The organism is Amycolatopsis echigonensis, assembly GCF_002846615.1.
Taxonomy (GTDB): domain Bacteria; phylum Actinomycetota; class Actinomycetes; order Mycobacteriales; family Pseudonocardiaceae; genus Amycolatopsis; species Amycolatopsis echigonensis.
On the sequence record NZ_PJMY01000003.1, the window covers coordinates 2,832,830 to 2,848,319 of the forward strand.

General features: G+C 69.7%; 17 protein-coding genes. 6 read left to right on the forward strand and 11 right to left on the reverse strand.

What is annotated here, in order from left to right; translation table 11 throughout:
- Nucleotides 1-12: 12 nt before the first annotated feature.
- Nucleotides 13-1,320 (reverse strand): UDP-glucose dehydrogenase family protein, encoded by a 1,308-nt coding sequence (locus ATK30_RS18255; protein ID WP_101436610.1) that lies wholly within the window; start codon nt 1,318-1,320, stop codon nt 13-15.
- A gap of 172 nt (nt 1,321-1,492) precedes the next feature.
- Here ATK30_RS18255 and ATK30_RS18260 point away from each other — a divergent pair, with 172 nt between their 5' ends.
- Nucleotides 1,493-2,251: an SDR family NAD(P)-dependent oxidoreductase gene (locus tag ATK30_RS18260; RefSeq protein ID WP_101436611.1), complete on the forward strand. Its 759-nt coding sequence runs from the start codon at nt 1,493-1,495 to the stop codon at nt 2,249-2,251.
- Between the two features lie 53 nt (nt 2,252-2,304).
- Here ATK30_RS18260 and ATK30_RS18265 read toward each other — a convergent pair whose 3' ends face one another.
- From ATK30_RS18265 to ATK30_RS18285, 5 genes are all read right to left on the reverse strand, one after another.
- Nucleotides 2,305-2,787, reverse strand: a complete 483-nt coding sequence (locus ATK30_RS18265; protein ID WP_244194647.1) for a class I SAM-dependent methyltransferase — start codon at nt 2,785-2,787, stop codon at nt 2,305-2,307.
- A 25-nt stretch (nt 2,788-2,812) separates the two neighbouring features.
- On the reverse strand, nt 2,813-3,886 hold the full coding sequence (locus ATK30_RS18270; RefSeq protein WP_101434552.1) for an IS110 family RNA-guided transposase: 1,074 nt from the start codon (nt 3,884-3,886) through the stop codon (nt 2,813-2,815).
- Between the two features lie 195 nt (nt 3,887-4,081).
- Complete coding sequence (locus ATK30_RS18275; RefSeq protein ID WP_244194648.1) at nt 4,082-4,291, reverse strand: hypothetical protein; 210 nt, start codon at nt 4,289-4,291, stop codon at nt 4,082-4,084.
- 158 nt (nt 4,292-4,449) lie between these two features.
- Nucleotides 4,450-5,085: a PadR family transcriptional regulator gene (locus ATK30_RS18280; RefSeq protein WP_101436612.1), complete on the reverse strand. Its 636-nt coding sequence runs from the start codon at nt 5,083-5,085 to the stop codon at nt 4,450-4,452.
- Nucleotides 5,086-5,170: 85 nt separating this feature from the next.
- Entirely contained in the window at nt 5,171-6,817 is a 1,647-nt protein-coding gene (locus tag ATK30_RS18285) for a TM0106 family RecB-like putative nuclease (RefSeq protein WP_167441943.1), read from the reverse strand.
- Between the two features lie 106 nt (nt 6,818-6,923).
- Between ATK30_RS18285 and ATK30_RS18290 the strand changes: the two genes are divergently transcribed.
- Nucleotides 6,924-7,403: a DUF6474 family protein gene (locus tag ATK30_RS18290; RefSeq protein ID WP_101436614.1), complete on the forward strand. Its 480-nt coding sequence runs from the start codon at nt 6,924-6,926 to the stop codon at nt 7,401-7,403.
- A 59-nt stretch (nt 7,404-7,462) separates the two neighbouring features.
- Here ATK30_RS18290 and ATK30_RS18295 read toward each other — a convergent pair whose 3' ends face one another.
- Genes ATK30_RS18295 through ATK30_RS18310 form a run of 4 tightly spaced genes read right to left on the reverse strand, consistent with a single transcriptional unit; the run spans nt 7,463 to nt 11,055 of the window.
- Entirely contained in the window at nt 7,463-8,434 is a 972-nt protein-coding gene (locus ATK30_RS18295) for a glycine betaine ABC transporter substrate-binding protein (protein WP_101436615.1), read from the reverse strand.
- Nucleotides 8,434-9,213, reverse strand: a complete 780-nt coding sequence (locus ATK30_RS18300; protein WP_101436616.1) for an ABC transporter permease — start codon at nt 9,211-9,213, stop codon at nt 8,434-8,436. Before ATK30_RS18300 ends, ATK30_RS18295 begins: the two co-directional genes overlap by 1 nt.
- Nucleotides 9,210-10,421: an ABC transporter ATP-binding protein gene (locus tag ATK30_RS18305; protein ID WP_183122803.1), complete on the reverse strand. Its 1,212-nt coding sequence runs from the start codon at nt 10,419-10,421 to the stop codon at nt 9,210-9,212. Before ATK30_RS18305 ends, ATK30_RS18300 begins: the two co-directional genes overlap by 4 nt.
- On the reverse strand, nt 10,408-11,055 hold the full coding sequence (locus ATK30_RS18310) for an ABC transporter permease (RefSeq protein WP_037806896.1): 648 nt from the start codon (nt 11,053-11,055) through the stop codon (nt 10,408-10,410). Before ATK30_RS18310 ends, ATK30_RS18305 begins: the two co-directional genes overlap by 14 nt.
- A gap of 280 nt (nt 11,056-11,335) precedes the next feature.
- Between ATK30_RS18310 and ATK30_RS18315 the strand changes: the two genes are divergently transcribed.
- From ATK30_RS18315 to ATK30_RS18330, 4 genes are all read left to right on the forward strand, one after another.
- Nucleotides 11,336-11,881, forward strand: a complete 546-nt coding sequence (locus ATK30_RS18315; protein ID WP_101436617.1) for a hypothetical protein — start codon at nt 11,336-11,338, stop codon at nt 11,879-11,881.
- 104 nt (nt 11,882-11,985) lie between these two features.
- Nucleotides 11,986-12,735: a YcnI family copper-binding membrane protein gene (locus tag ATK30_RS18320; protein ID WP_101436618.1), complete on the forward strand. Its 750-nt coding sequence runs from the start codon at nt 11,986-11,988 to the stop codon at nt 12,733-12,735.
- A 101-nt stretch (nt 12,736-12,836) separates the two neighbouring features.
- Nucleotides 12,837-13,400 carry a copper resistance CopC family protein gene (locus tag ATK30_RS18325; protein ID WP_167441944.1) on the forward strand — a complete coding sequence of 188 codons (564 nt, stop codon included), beginning with the start codon at nt 12,837-12,839 and terminating at the stop codon, nt 13,398-13,400.
- Complete coding sequence (locus ATK30_RS18330; RefSeq protein ID WP_101436619.1) at nt 13,397-14,425, forward strand: copper resistance D family protein; 1,029 nt, start codon at nt 13,397-13,399, stop codon at nt 14,423-14,425. Before ATK30_RS18325 ends, ATK30_RS18330 begins: the two co-directional genes overlap by 4 nt.
- A 170-nt stretch (nt 14,426-14,595) precedes the next feature.
- On the opposite strand, the gene ATK30_RS18335 is transcribed toward ATK30_RS18330, so the two are convergent.
- On the reverse strand, nt 14,596-15,486 hold the full coding sequence (locus ATK30_RS18335; protein WP_101436620.1) for a phosphotransferase enzyme family protein: 891 nt from the start codon (nt 15,484-15,486) through the stop codon (nt 14,596-14,598).
- Nucleotides 15,487-15,490: the final 4 nt, after the last annotated feature.

Below are 15,490 nucleotides of genomic sequence, written 5' to 3' on the forward strand. Positions count from 1 at the left end.
GCGGATCTCCGATCAGGAAACCGGAACCCGCCGCCGGGCCGCACGCGGGCGTCCGACGCCCTGCCACGACAGCCCCGCGTCGAGAATCATCCCCGGGTCAAGGAGATTGCGGGTGTCGACGACGTCGTCGCCCTCCATCGCGTCCGCGATCGCCACCCAGTCGAGATTGCGGAACTCGGCCCATTCGGTAAGCACCACAACGACATCCGCGTCCTTGGCGACCTGGTACGGATCGTCCACGACGGTCATCCCGGCGATCCCGCCGGACACCGCGGGGTCGTACGCGGTGATCTCCGCGCCGAGCGCACCCAGCACCGAAGACACTGCGAGCGCGGGAGAATCGCGCAGATCGTTGGTACCCGCCTTGAACGCCAGGCCCAGCACGCCGATCCGCGCGCCGGCCAGCGTTCCGCCGCAGGCGCCGGCGATCTTCGCCACGATGCGGTCGCGCTGGGCGATGTTCTCGTCGATCGCCGAGGTCAGCATGCGGAAGTCGTAGTCCACCGACTCCGCGACCTTGACCAGCGCGCTGGTGTCCTTGGGCAGGCACGAACCGCCCCAACCCGGGCCGGGCTTGAGGAACGTGCGGCCGATCCGCCGGTCGTAGCCCATGCCCTCGGTGACCAGGTCGATGTCCGCGCCGAGCCGTTCGCACAGCTCGGCGATCGAGTTCACATAGGACAGTTTGAGCGCGAGGAAGCAGTTCGCCGCGTACTTGACCAGTTCCGCGCTCGCCGCGTCGGCGACCACGACCGGGGCGGCGAGATCGCCGTACAACTGCCCGACCCACGCGGCCGCCGCGTGCGAATCCGAACCGACCACAATCCGGTCCGGGTTCAGGAAGTCTTGCACCGCAGTGCCTTCGCGCAGGAACTCCGGGTTGGACACGACCGGCACGTCGTCGCGGCCGACCATCGCCTGGATCCGTTTCGCGGTGCCGACCGGCACTGTCGACTTCGTGATCAGCGCGCAGCCCGGCGGCAGCACGTCGCCGATCTCGGCGGTCACCGCCTCCACCGCGCGCAAATCCGCGGACCCGCCCGCGCCCATCGGCGTCGGCACGCAGAGGAAGACACCCTCCGCGCTGCGCACGGCTTCCCGCGCGCCGACGACGAACGACAGCCGTCCGTTCGCCAGTCCGCGGGAGACCAATTCGGCCAGTCCTGGTTCGAGGATGTCCACGCGGCCGGCCGACAGCCGGTTCACTTTCGCGACGTCCACGTCCGCACACGTGACGCGGTGCCCGAGGCTCGCGAGACAAGCCCCCGTGGTCAATCCGACGTATCCCGTCCCTACCACCACGATCCGAGCTGAGCTCATGACGCTGAAGGTGACAGCCGGAGTTGACCTCAGTGCTAACGGAAGCGGTCGGGGCCGAATACTCCTCGCGACGACAGCGGGTGAGGCGGCACACTCCGGCAGGGGTGCGAACGAGCGTTAACCTGGGCGCGGAGGTGCACCGCGGCACCCGAGAGCAGGAGGAAGGCTGAAGATGCAGATCACCGACACCGCAGCGCTCGTGACGGGTGGCGCGTCCGGACTCGGCGGCGCGACCGCCAAGGCGCTGGCCGCGAAAGGCGCGCGCGTGTTCGCCCTCGACCTCGCGCCCTCGATCGAGAAGGCCGAGCGGGTCGACGGCGTCACCTACGTGGAAGCCGACGTGACGGACCCGGACCAGGTGCAGGCCGCCGTCGACACCGCGGCCGGCTCGGGCGTACCGCTGCGCACGGTGGTCAACTGCGCCGGCATCGGGCCGTCCGCGCGCATCCTGTCCAAGAAGGGCAGGCACGACCTCGGGCTGTACGCGAAGGTCATCCAGATCAACCTGATCGGCACCTTCAACGTGGTCACCATCGCCTCCGAGGCGATCGCGAAGACCGAACCGCTGGCCGACGACGCACGCGGCGTCATCATCAACACCGCGTCCGTCGCCGCGTTCGACGGCCAGATCGGGCAGGTGGCGTACGCCTCGTCCAAGGGCGGCGTGGTCGGGATGACGCTGCCGGCCGCGCGCGACCTCGCCTCGCACGGCATCCGCGTGCTGACGATCGCCCCCGGCATCGTCGACACCCCGATGCTCGCCACGGTCAGCGACGAATTCCGCGCCGGGCTCGCCGCCGGGGTGCCGTTCCCGAAGCGGCTGGCGCGGCCGGACGAGTACGCCCAGCTCGCCCTGTCGCTGATCGACCACGACTACCTCAACGGCGAGGTCATCCGCATGGACGGCTCGCTGCGGATGGCCCCGCGCTGACCCGCCGGCGAGTGGCTGTGCCGCCCCCTCGACGGCACAGCCACTCGCCAGAGTCACTCCTTGCGCATCCGCACCTCGAGGCCGATCCCGTCCGGGGTCACCTCGCAGGTGCGGAACTTGCTCTCCGCGACGGTCGCCTTGAACTGCTCGGGCGTGTACGCCCGCCGCCGCAGTCCGCGGAGGGTGCGGACGGTGGTGAACGCGGCCACCGGCCCGAGGTTCATCCGCGCGACCTCGGCGTCCAGCTCCGCGTCCGTGGTGCTCTTGCTCAAGTCCTGCACCAGCGCGACGCCGCCCGGCCGCAGCACCCGGTGCATTTCGTCGAGCGCGTCCACCGGGTCGGCGAAGTTCTTGAACGCCGCCTGGCAGATCAGGAAGTCGAACGATCCGTCGGCGAACGGCATCGCCGCCACGTCGCCGCGGCGGAAGTCCACCGGGACGCCCTGTTCCTGTGCGTACTCCCTGGCTAGCTGGACAAACGTCCGGCTGACGTCCAGCCCGGTCACCGTGCAGCGACCCGTACGGGCAAGTTCCACGATGCTCCTATGTCAAGCCCCTATGTCAAGCCGCCTGCGGCAGCGGTGCAGATTCGGTTGTGGTCGGCCGCTTGGCCGGCGCGGCACGGTGCTCGTCGGCCAGAAGTGCGCGGAACACAACGTCGGAGAGCCGTCGCCGGAGCAGGCGGATGGCCTCTTTGCGGGTCTTGCCGCGCGCGAGGAGCTTGTCGACGTAGTCCTTGCCCGGTCCGATGCCTCGAACCTGGGTGATGGCGATCATGTGCAGGGCGCAGTTGATGGTGCGGTTGCCGCCGCGATTGAGCCGGACCTTGCCAGAGCTGCTGCCCGACCAGACGGGGATCGGGGCGGTTCCACTGAACCGGGCGTAAGCGTCCTTCGAGCGAAACCGTTGCGCCCCAGCCGTTTCCCCAAGGATAACCGCGGCGCCCAGAACCCCGCAGCCGGGGACTTCCAGCAGCGTGGGCGCCAGGACGCGCACCCGGTCACGCAGTTCACGCTCCAGGGCGTTGATCTGCATCGTGAGCTCCCGGCAGCGAGCCAGCAGTTCGCGGGCGATGCGCGCCACAAGACCGTCGCGGCCGGCCAGGCGGCGGGCCAACTCATCGATGACGCAGTAACGGCGCAGACCACGCGCGGGGACATGCAAGTTCGGGTCGATTTCGTGCAGGTGCCAGCGCAACCGATTGATCAGCTCCGTGCGCTGCTCGACGAGGTTGTGGCGGTAGTCGACCAGCAGCTTCACCTCGCGAGTCGGCCCATCCAGCTGCGCGACGGCCAGGTCTGGCTCGCGCAGAGCCGCGTGCGCCACTGCCAACGCATCGATCGGGTCGGACTTCCCGGGCGCGCGCCCGCTGCGACGGGACGCGGCCATCAGATGGGTGGGCACCCGCGCCACCGCGCACCCGGCGCTCAGCAAGTCACGTTCCAGCCTGCGTGTGACATGCCGGCAATCCTCGACCGCGAAGCGCGCGTTCGGCCACTGGCCGGCCCATTCCACAATCTTCAAGTGGTCCTCGCTGGTGGTGCCGACCGTCCGCTCGGCCAGCTTCCGGCCGATCCCGTCAACGGCTACCAGCGTGTGGCTGCGTTTGTGCGCATCCACACCGATCACGACCATGCTCAACCCGGGTTCCCTTTCCTCGCAGACCGATGACACCATCGGGCGAGGCGGGCACGCGTCAATCGGGCCTGCGGCGCGCTCCTATGAAGCCACATCCTCGCCCAGCGGGTGTCCGGCGGGGCCGCACATCAGGACAAGCCACCAGTCGCCTGGGGCAGCGAAGAAACGAGCGAACCCTGCCGGACACCAAGATCATGACATTGACGCGAAGAAACCCGGACCGGGCGCGACCTCGAGGACGTCAGCGCCCTCGGCCAGGTCCGCGGCCAGCATTTCGGCGGATTCGCGGTATTGCACGAGCTGCGGTTCGGTGCCCCGCCCGCGTGCGTAGGCCCGGGCGATCGGACCCTCCATCTCCGGCAGCAGTTTCGTGCGATGGCGTTTGACCTGGGTGTTCCCCATGTTCTTCTCCCTGTTCGGCGGATACCGAACCGGAGCCGCGAGAGGGGTGCCCCGTATCCTTGTCAGCGCGGCCTGAGGACAGGTTTCCGCACTCGCGGTTCCAGTTCGACGGTTCCCGGTCCCGGGGGCGGTGTGCCAGCACCTCCTCCGGGACCTTTTTATTCGCCTTCGTTCGCGACGAAGGCGGCCATGTCGGGCAGCTCCCCGGTTTCCCGGTAGCGCCGCCATTCCTCGACCCCCGGCATCCCGCCGGTGGCCAGTTCCTCGCGCAGCCCGCGGACCCATTCGGCCTCCGCGCGCCACATCGCCAGTTGGTACTCCGCCTCGACGAGGACCAGCCGCGGCAGCTCAGCGCGCATCTCCGCCAGCGACTCGACGCGTTCGCCGATCATCCGTTCCAGCTCGCCGACCCGATGCCGCAGCTGCTCGTCGACGACATCCGGCCCGAGCGCCAGCATCACCGACAGGCCGGTGTGAAACCGCGTCGGCTCCAGGTCCGGCACCGCGAGCAGTTCGGCGATCCAATCCTCCAGCTCGGCCTGGCCCGCCTCGGTGATCCGGTACACCGTCCGCTCCGGCCGGGCCCCGTCCCGCACGTTCTCGACGGCCTCGAGGAATCCGTGCTTCTCGAGGTTGCCGACGACCGTGTAGAGCGAGCCCCACTTGATCTTCAGGTCGCCTTCTTTGCCGCGTTCCCGCAGGAGCGTGGCGACTTCGTACGGATGCATCGGCCGCTCGAACACCGTGGCCAGCACGGCGAGGCCCAGCAAGTTGGACACCTTCCGCCGCTTCAAGCCCGACCTCCTCGTAACCGAGTACTCGCCGACGAGTATATGCGGAAGCGCACTAAACGGCGACGAGCAAACCGGCACCGGAAAATCAGATGTCCAGCATGTACGGGACCTCGTCCTGGGCCCGCCCGCTCATCCACTCCCGCAGGGCCTTGGTCGCCAGCACGTCGTCCTCGTTGTAGCGCAGCAGCCGCTCGCGCTGGTCGTCGTCGGGGACCTCGCCGTCCATGCCGACCGCGTCGCGGTACCACCGCATCGACGCCTCGCCGCCGGCCTCCGGATCCCGCCAGGCGAACCCGGCCACCGGCGCGATCACCTTCAGCCCCTTGCCCCGCGAGCACAGGAACTGATCCGTCACGCTGCGGAAGAGGTCCACCCACTCGTCAGAGTCCACAAAGGACTGAATGGTGCGCTTCTCCGGCACCCCGGGGTGCTCCGCGAACCTCTCGGCGGACCCGAAAAGCCACCGGTTCTCCGCGAGCGCGTTGTAGCAATACGCCCGGAAAGTCAGCCCGGCGGCCAGAGTCCGCTCCCGCACGTCGGTGAACCAAGCCCAGAACTCGGCGAACGACCGGGCCTCGTCGACCGTCGGCAACGGCTCCCAGGTCGCGAACGCCCGGTAGCCCCTCGGCACGCCGATGTCCACTCCGGACAGCAGCGTCCCCCACAGATAAGCCCCGGAATCGCCGAAACTCTCCATGTCCACGTCGACCTCGACGTCCGCGCGCGGCACCTCGACCGTCGGCGTGCGGCGCACCACCGTCAGATCCGCCAGCCACGCCCTGGCCAGCATGATCGCGTCCGAGAACGTGCCGCCGGTCCAGTTCATCGGCGGCGGCTCGGCGGCCGGGTCCAGCGCGGCCAGCTTGTCCACAGTGGACACTCCGACGCGGCGCAGCTCGCCCGCGTCCTCACCGCGCACCACCAGGCTCACGTCGCGGGTTTCGGTGAGCACGACCTCGCAGGTGGCCCAGAACGGACACCTCCGGCACTCCAGCACTCGCGAAGGCGCGGCCAGCGCTTCGGCACCGGTCGCGGCCGCCGTCGCCACGGCGAGCCGGTCCTCGAACCGCGCGTCGTATTCGTCCAGCGCGCTGCGGCCGCCCGGCCAGGTGCCCGCGGTGAGGTCGTGCCATACGACGACGTCAGCGTCGAGACCGATCACGCCGCCGAGCGCGCGCCCCGCCGCCGCTTTGCCGTACGTCTCCAGCATTCGCCGCAGATGCGCGAGCCGCAGCTGGTCCCGCGGCTGCGAACGCACCTTGCGCAGTTCGTCCGGCGAACGGCGCGCCGGGTCCAGCTCCGTCATCGCGGTGGTGGGAGCGCCCTGGCCGCGGTCGGTGATCCGGTGCCGGACCACCAGCACCGGCACGTATCCGTCGCCGACGCGCACCAGCAGGTCGATGCCGCCGCGCCGGTGCCCGACCGGGTCGGCGGGCAGCAGGGCACCCCAGATGTACTGCGTGCCCTCGCCGAACGCCTGCTCGGTGAGCCGCACCCGCTCGCCCGCGGGCAGGGTGCGCGGCACCCGCGCCCAGGTCGCGTCCGGCCCTGACGCCGCGACCAGCTGTTCGAGGATTTCCTCGCGGTGCGCGGTCGCGTCGTCGATGCGCTGCTGCGCGGTCGGATCCGGCGGCGGCAGCGGCACGTCGCGCATCGCCGGGTCGTGTTCCAGGTGCACCCGGCGGCGGCAACGGCTCACCGCTCCCGCGTCGAGCAACACCTCGTCTCCCATAGCGATCACAATAGATCGTGGGTACGACATTCCCCGCGCGAGCCGACATGCCCGTCACGTCGGGGACCAGTAAGTTCATGCGGAGAAGGCGTGGGAGGTAACGGCCATGGCGCGCAAGGCCAAGCAGGACAAGGCCAAGCAGGACGAGGGTGAAGCCCGGATCACCCCGAAGAAGGCGAAGAACGCGGTCGCGGTGGCCAAGGTGCTCGGACCGGCGGTGCTGCCGGTGCTAGCGCCGTACGCGGTCCGCGCGGCGGGCGCGGCGCGGGAGGCGTACGACCGCTACCAGGCCCGCAAGCTGGGCGTCGCCGTCGACCAGCTCGGCGAGTACACCGGCCGCGGCGCGGGGCTGCACGCCCGGATCGCGGGTCTCGTGCAGGGACTGGGCGAGCTGAAGAAGTCGGCGAAGGCGACCGACGCGGACCAGAAGTTCGCCGCCGAAACGCAGTCGACGCTGGAGCAGCTGTCGGCCACGGTGCGCGCCGCCGAGCGCATGCCCGCGGCTCGGCGCAAGGCCGCGCACCGCGCGGTGACCGGCGAACTCGAGCGGCTCGAAGACCAGCTGCTGCACCGTTTGGGCATCTGAAAAGCCGAGAAGGGCCTCTTGAGCGAACTCAAGGGGCCCTTCTCCGCTGCCTGCCCGCGCTACTTGATGAAGCCCTTCTGGAGCATCCAGTCGTGCGCGACGGTGCCGGCGTCCTTGCCGTCCACGTCGACCTTCTTGCACAGCTCGACCATCTGCTTGTTGTCGAGCGCCGCCGCCACCTTCTCCAGCGGACCGCGGATGTCCGGGTGCTGGTTCAGGAACTCCGTGCGCAGTGTCGCCGCCGCGTTGTACTGCGGGAACGCCTTCTTGTCGTCGTCGAGCACGCGCAGGTTGAGCCCGGAGATCCGGCCGTCGGTGGTGAACACCTCGCCGACCGGACAGGTGCCGTTGGCCACCGCCGAGTAGATGGTGCCGATCCCGAAGTTCTCGATCTTCGGGTTCTTGAACCCGTACGCCTTGACCGCCGCCGGGAACCCGTCCTGGCGGCTGGTGAACTCCGTCTCCAGGCAGAACCGGTTCTGGTCCGGATGCGAGGCGAGGAATTTCGCCAGGTCCGAGTTGGACTTGAGGTTGTTCTTCGCCGCGTACGCCTCGGTGGTGGCGAACGCGTACTGGTCGTTGAGCGGCGAGTAGTTCAGCCAGGTGACGCCGTACTTCTCCGCGTCCGCCTTCTTCGTGGCCTCGTACTGCGCCTTCTCCCCGCCCGGCACCGGCAGTTCGTTGCCCTGGTAGTTGATCCAGCCGGTGCCGGTGTACTCCCAGGTCACGTCGGTCTGGCCGTTGAGCAGCGCCTGCCGCGACGAGTTCGACCCCTTGATGTCGGTGAGGTCGATGACGTCCGCGCCCGCCGCGCTCAGCGCCATTTCGGCCATGTAGCCGAGGATGATGTTCTCGGTGAAGTCCTTCGACCCGACGACCACCCGCACGCCCTGCAGCGACGGGATCGGCCGGATCGAACCCGGTTCGATCTTGAACGGGATCGAGGTGTTGACGTCGAGGCCGCACGCCGAGAGCGTCCCGGCGAGCAGGGCCGCGCCGACCAGCGCGCCCGCTTTTTTCAGGACCTTCATCAGCGCAGTCCCTTCGGTCCGAAGTACTGCTCGGCGACCGCGCCCAGCCAGTCCACCAGCAGCGCCAGCGCGACGGCCAGCACCGAACCGGTGATCAGCACCTTCGTGAGGTTGAGCTTGTAGCCGGTGTCGATCAGGAGCCCGAACCCTCCGGCGTTGACGAACATGCCGAACGTCGCGGTGCCGACCGCCAGCACGAGCGACGTGCGCAGGCCGGCCAGGATCAGCGGGACGGCGAGCGGGAATTCCACCCGCCACAGCACCTTCGACGCCGACATCCCGATGCCGCGGCCGGCGTCGATCAGCGACGGGTCCACCTGCTGGATGCCGACCATCGTGTTGCGCAGCACCGGGAGCAGCGAATAGAACGCCAGCGGCAGCGCGGCGACCCAGAGCCCGCCGACCGCGCCGGTGAAGATGAACCACAGCACCAGCACGCCCAGCGCGGGCGCGGCCTGACCGATGTTCGCGATCGCCAGGAAGACCGGCGCGAGCCATTTCGCCCACGGCCGGGTCACGACGATGCCGAGCGGCACCGCCACCAGCACCACGATCGCGGTGACCACGAGGGTCATCGCCACGTGGTCGCGCAGCGCGGTGAGCAGCGATTCGGCGTTGAGGGTTTCCTTTTCGGTCGCGGTGAGCCCGCTGGCGAACACCCAGGCGAGCGTGGCCGCGACGATCAGCACGACCGCGGCGGGCTGGGCGAACAGCCGGACGCGTTCCGCGCGGCGAGAGCCTGACTCGGTACTGAAACCGGTATCGACGGCAGCGGTCATGCCGTGGCCCCGTCCTCGTCGGCGTGCTCCTCGAGGTGATCGTCGGCGTGCTCGTCGCGCAGCTGCTGGATGGTCGAGATGACCGTGTCCAGCTTGATCGTGCCCGCGTATTCGCCGCGCGGACCGGTGACCGGCACCGAACCGCCTTCGGCGAGCATCGCCTCGAGCGCGTCCTGCAGCGTCGACTGGAGGCTCACGATGTCGCGCAGCGGCTTGCCGACCGAACCCAGCGAGGTGGCGTTGGTCAGCTCGCGCACGTGCACCCAGCGGATCGGCCGCCGCCGGTGGTCGAGCACCAGCGCGAACGGCTTGCGCGTTTTGCTCAGCTTCTCCCGCACGTCGGCGGGCGATTCGTCGATCGTCGTGGTGAGCGCGTCCTGCTGCAGTTCGACGTCGCGCACGCGCAGCAGCGTCAGCTGCTTGAGCGAAGCGCCGGCACCGACGAAACCGGCGACGGTGTCGTCCGCCGGGTTCGCCAGGATCGACTCCGGGGTGTCGTACTGCAGGATCTTCGACTGGTTGCCGAGCACCGCGATCCGGTCGCCTAGCTTGACCGCTTCGTCGAAGTCGTGCGTGACGAAGACGATCGTCTTCTTCAGGTCCGTCTGCAGCCGCAGCAGTTCGTCCTGCAGGTTGCCGCGGGTGATCGGGTCGACCGCGCCGAACGGCTCGTCCATCAGCAGCACCGGCGGGTCGGCGGCGAGCGCGCGGGCCACGCCGACGCGCTGCTGCTGCCCGCCGGACAGCTGGCGCGGGTAGCGGTCGCGGAAATCGGCCGGGTCGAGCCCGACCAGGTCCATCATCTCCTCGACCCGCGCGGTCACCTTCTTCTTGTCCCAGCCGAGCAGGCCGGGCACGACGGCGATGTTCTGCGCGACGGTGAAGTGCGGGAACAGCCCGGCCTGCTGGATCGCGTAGCCGATCTGGCGGCGCAGGGTGTCCACGTCGAGCTTCAGCGCGTCCTGCCCGCCGATGGTGATGCGGCCGGATGTCGGTTCGATCAGGCGGTTGATCATCCGCATCGTGGTGGTCTTGCCGCAGCCGGACGGGCCGACGAACACCACGATCTTGCCCGCGGGCACGACCATCGAGAAGTCGTCGACGGCGGGGGCGCGGGTGCCGGAGTAGCGCTTGGTGACGTGGTCCAGTTCGATCTCGACGCCGGAGACGTTTTCTTCTTCGGTCGCAGTGTGCTCAGCCACGGACACCCCTAGAAATGGTGAATCGCTTGATCAGGACGTAGATGCCGTCGAGCACCAGCGCGAGGATGACGACGCCGACGGTGCCGGTGAGGGCCTGGTTGAGGGAGTTCGTGCTCCCGGCGTTGGTGAGGCCGGAGAAGACCTCCGCGCCGAGGCCGGGTCCCTTGGCGTAGGCCGCGATCACCGCGATGCCCATCAGCATCTGGGTGGCGACCCGCATGCCGGTGAGGATCGCCGGCCAGGCCAGCCGCAGTTCGACCCGGGTGAGCACGGACAGCCTGCTCATCCCGATGCCGCGGGCGGCGTCGGTGATCGCCGGGTCGACCGCGTCGAGGCCGACGATCGTGTTGCGGACGATGGGCAGCAGGCCGTACAGCACGAGCGCGATCACCGCGGTGGTGGAGCCGAGGCCCGACAGCGGGATCAGCAGACCCAGCAGGGCGAACGACGGGACGGTGAGGATCGTGCTGGCCAGTGCCGTGGCGACGGCGGAGCCGATGGGGCTGCGATAGACGGCGATGCCGATCAGCACGCCCAGGATCGCGGCGAGGATCGTGCACTGCACGACCATGCTGGTGTGCAGCCACGCCTGGAGCAGCAGCCTTCCCCACCGGTCCGAGATGTACTCGAAGAGGTTCATCCGTATTCGTTCTCCCGCCAGCTCGCGAGCCCCGGACGTCACCCGTTCGGAGTAGCCCATCAGTCGGCAGGGTGACTACCCAGAACGGATACGGTCGAAACCCCCACTTCTCGGTTGTGACTACCCACCGTTTCGCATCAGCCAGGGGTCGGCAACCGAAGCACCCGGCTCCACCGAACGGTTTTTACCGGATCGAGACCCGCCCACCTGTGCGTTTTCCGCAGGTGCTCACCATTCGGGACGCTTCAGTCACCCAGCGGAGTGCCGTTAAGCTGCCCGAATGAGCACTCCGGCCCGGCACCGCGGCGCACTCGCCGCTGTCCGCGGCGGACTGCTCGCTTTGAGCTCCGCGTCACTCGCCGTCACCGCACACGCGGCCGCCGACGGCGGGCTGCCGGATCCCGCGCTCACCCTCCTGCTGACCGGCCTCCTCGGCTGGATCGCCACCGCGCTCGCCGGCCGGGCACGCGGACCGCTCGGCACCGTCGTCGTGCTCGGCGGCGGTCAGCTGGTCATGCACCTGGTGCTGACGACGCTCGCCGGGCACGAGCCGAGCGGTGCGGCGGCCGCGCCGGACGGCTGGGCGATGACCGCGGCGCACGCCGTCGCGACCCTGCTCACCGCGCTGGTGCTGGCGCGGGCGGACGCGATGCTGCTCGCGGTGCTGCACGTACTGCGGGTGATCCTCCCGCTGCTGGTCCGGCCGTTGCCGGTGCCGGTGGCGGCAGCTGGGGTCGCGCGACCGCGGGCAGCCGGGACGGTGCCGTTGCTGACGGTTGACCTGCGGCGCGTGCGCGGGCGGCGCGGGCCGCCTGGGTGTTCCTGAACTTCTCGTGAGCGTCGATCCCCGTGATCGCCGCTGACCACTCCCTTTCCTCTTTCCGGCGCAGGCCCTTGCCTCCGTCGGCTCATCCCTGTTCAGGAGCACTTGTGTCCCACCATGTCTTCCGTCGCGCCGGCGTGCTCGCCGCGACCGTCGCCGCCACCGGCCTGCTCGGCGCCGGCATCGCGTCCGCGCACGTGACCGCCAACGTCTACGGCGACCAGCCGGCCAAGGGCGGCTACGGCACGATCTTCTTCCGCGTCCCGAACGAGGACGCGAAGCTCGGGACCGTCAAGGTCGAGATCGACGTCAAACCGGACTACGGCATCGGCAACATCCGCACCAAGCCGATCCCCGGCTGGACCGCCGAGGTCACCAAGTCGAAGCTGCCGCAGCCGGTGACCACCGCGTCCGGCACGAAGATCACCGAGGCGGTCACGAAGGTCGTCTGGACCGCGCAGCCGGGCACGAAGATCGGCTCCACCGAGTTCCAGGAGTTCGAGATCAGCGGCGGCCCGCTGCCGGCGAATGTCGACCAGCTCGAATTCCCGGCCGTCCAGACCTACGAGGGTGGCAAAGTGGTGGACTGGAACCAGCCCACCCCGCCCAGCGGCGAGGAGCCGGAGCACCCGGCCCCGACGATCAAGCTCGCCGCCGCCGAATCCTCGGAGCACGGCGGCCACGCGCAGACCACCGCCGCCGGGGAGAACGCCGAAGCCGCGTCGGCGTCGGACGACACGGCGCGCTGGCTCGGCGGGGCCGGACTCGTCGTCGGCGCGCTCGGACTCGGCGTCGGCGCGGGCGCGGTGCTGCGTTCCCGCCGCCCGGCCACCGGAAAGACCGAAGGAACCAAGTAATGCGTACTGTGCCGATCTTTACTCATCCGGCCACAGCCACGGCCGAATGGCTTCACAGCACGAGTTACGTGCCGCGCGGGGGTCGGCCTACTTTTGGCCGGATGAGTAAAGTGCTTCTCGCGCTGGCGATTTCCGGGGTGGCCCTGCTCGGCACGGCCACCCCGGCGCTGGCACACAACGTGCTGATCAACTCCGATCCGGCCAGCGGCGCGTCCGTCGCCAAGGGACCGGCGAAGGTCACGCTCACGTTCGACCAGTACGTGCAGAACGCCGACGTCAACCAGATCGCGGTGACCGGTCCGGACGGCAGCCAGTGGGCCGAGGGCCCGGTGACGGTGGAGAACAACGTGCTCAGCGCGCCGCTGCGGCCGCTCGGCCCGGCGGGCAAGTACACCGTCGGCTATCGGGTCCTCTCCGCCGACGGGCACCCGGTGTCCGGAGAGATCCCGTTCACCCTCACCACCGCGGGCAACGGCACGCCGGCCAAGGGCGCCGCGGCCAAGGCGGCCGGGGCTCCCGCCCAGTCGGCCCCGGCGGACTCCTCGTCGTCGAGCGGCGTGCCGATCTGGGTGTGGATCGCCGGTGCGGTGGTGCTGCTCGCGATCGGCCTCACCGTCGCGCTGCGCACCGGCCGCGATCCCGGATCGGACAAGGCGGACCAGTGACGCGAGCCGAGACCACCTCCGCGGTCCGCTGGGCCACGCTCGCCTGCGTGGTCGTCGCGGGACTGCTGGGCGCGCTGATCGGCATCGCGCTCACCGCGTCCTCGCCCATTCCGGGCGTGGTGGAACCCAGCGAGGTGGTCTCGGCGGCCATCCCGATCGTGCGGGTGCTGCTGGATCTGGCGGCGGTCGCGACGATCGGGCTGGCCCTGCTGTCCGTTCTGGTCGGCTACGACCGGCCGAAGCTCACCGAACCGGTGATGCGCCGGGCTCGGCCCGCCGCCGTCGCCGCCGCGCTGATCTGGGCGGCGACCGCGGTGGTCGCGCTGATCCTGCAGACCGCGGAGTACAAACCGGGCAAGCGGATGCTGACCGCGGGCGACCTCGGCAGCTACATCGCCGAGGTCGGCGCGGGCAAGGCGCTGGTCATCGTCGCGGTGCTCGCGTTGCTGCACGCCGCGCTCGGGTTCGTCGCGTTGCGCAAGGGCGAGAAGGTGCCCGCCGAGGTGCGGGTGGGCCTGGGGATGTTCGCGCTGCTGCCGTTGCCGGTCACCGGCCACGCGTCGAACTGGGCCTATCACGACTACACGATGATCTCGATGGAGCTGCACGTGATGAGCGCGGTCGCCTGGTGCGGCGGCCTCGGCGCGATGATCGTGCTGCTCGCCGCCAACCGGACGCTGCTCGCGCACGCCCTGCCGCGGTTTTCGAAACTGGCGACGCTGTGCTTGGTGCTCTCCGCGGTGACCGGTCTGTTCAACGGCATCGTGGAAATCCTGGCCAATCCGACAATTGGCTTCTGGGCCGGCGTCTTCACCACTCCGTACGGCCAGCTGATGCTGCTGAAGGTGCTGTGCACCGGCGCGATCGCGCTGCTGGCCGCCAACTTGCGGTGGCGGCTGATGCCGCGCATCGTGCGACACCAGCGGACGGCGCTCGCTTCGTGGGCCACGCTCGAACTGACCGTGATGGGCCTCGCCTTCGGGTTCGCCGTGGTGCTGACCCGGGCCCCGGTCGCGGTGTCCTGACCGTCCAAGGTGACGGCGGGTAGCCGCAACTTGCACAATGGGACTAGCAGTACGCTAACTGGGGCGATCTGCCGGACCGAATTATCGCTGCGCAGCGATACCTCGTCAGCCATCGACGGAAAGCGGCGAACGGTCATCTGCAGTCGGCGAATGCACGTGCAGAATCCTGCTCAACGGTATCTCGTCCACGCGGTGGCCGTCCGGCCCGCGCGAAGGTCGGCCAGCCGACGGCGGAGTTCAGCCCGCACCGGCGGATGACTGCGCAGGATCGGCAGCACGCTCGTCGTCAGCTTCAGCTCGCGCACCGCCCGGAGCACCGAAAACCCTGGCCAGGCCGTCACGTCGAAGCCGTAGGCCGCGGCGAACTCCGCGTACCGGGCGGGCGGGTCACCGAACCGTTCGCGGCCGACGGCGAGCGGCGTCAGGTCCCATTCCGGCGGACCGACGCACGAGGAATCGAAATCGCACAGCACCGGGCCGTCCGGGCCGGGCAGCACGTTCCCCGGATGCGCGTCGCCGTGCACGAATCCCCTGGCCAGCGGGAAATCCAGGGTGTCGAGCCGGTCCCGCACCTCGGCGCACCGCTCCAGCAGGAACCGCTGGTCGGCGGCGGTGAGTTCCTCGGCGTCGGCGACCCTGGCCTCGATCGACCGCAGCGGGTCCCATTCGGGCAGACCGTCCGGCGGAGGCAGCGCGTGCACCCGCCGCAGCAGTCCGGCCAGGTCGGCAGGCGTCGGCGGCGGTCCGGCGAACGGCACCAGCTCCCACACCGTGACCGGGTGTCCGTGCACGTCAAGCGGCTGCTCGACCCCGGCCAGCAACCGGACCGCGGGCACGCCGTGCCGGGCGAAATGCTCGGCCACGCGCACGACCGTGCCGACGCGGTGGCGCAGTCTCATGGAGCCGACGATCCGGACGACGACCGGTGCCCCGTTCAACGCGAAAACCGCGTTGTTGGTGAACCGCAGCAGCCGCGCACCGGCCGGGTCGAGACCGAGCCGAGCGCACGTGGCCGCCAGGACGCGACGCAGTTTCGCAGGGGTGAACCTGCCTTCGGGCAAGAGA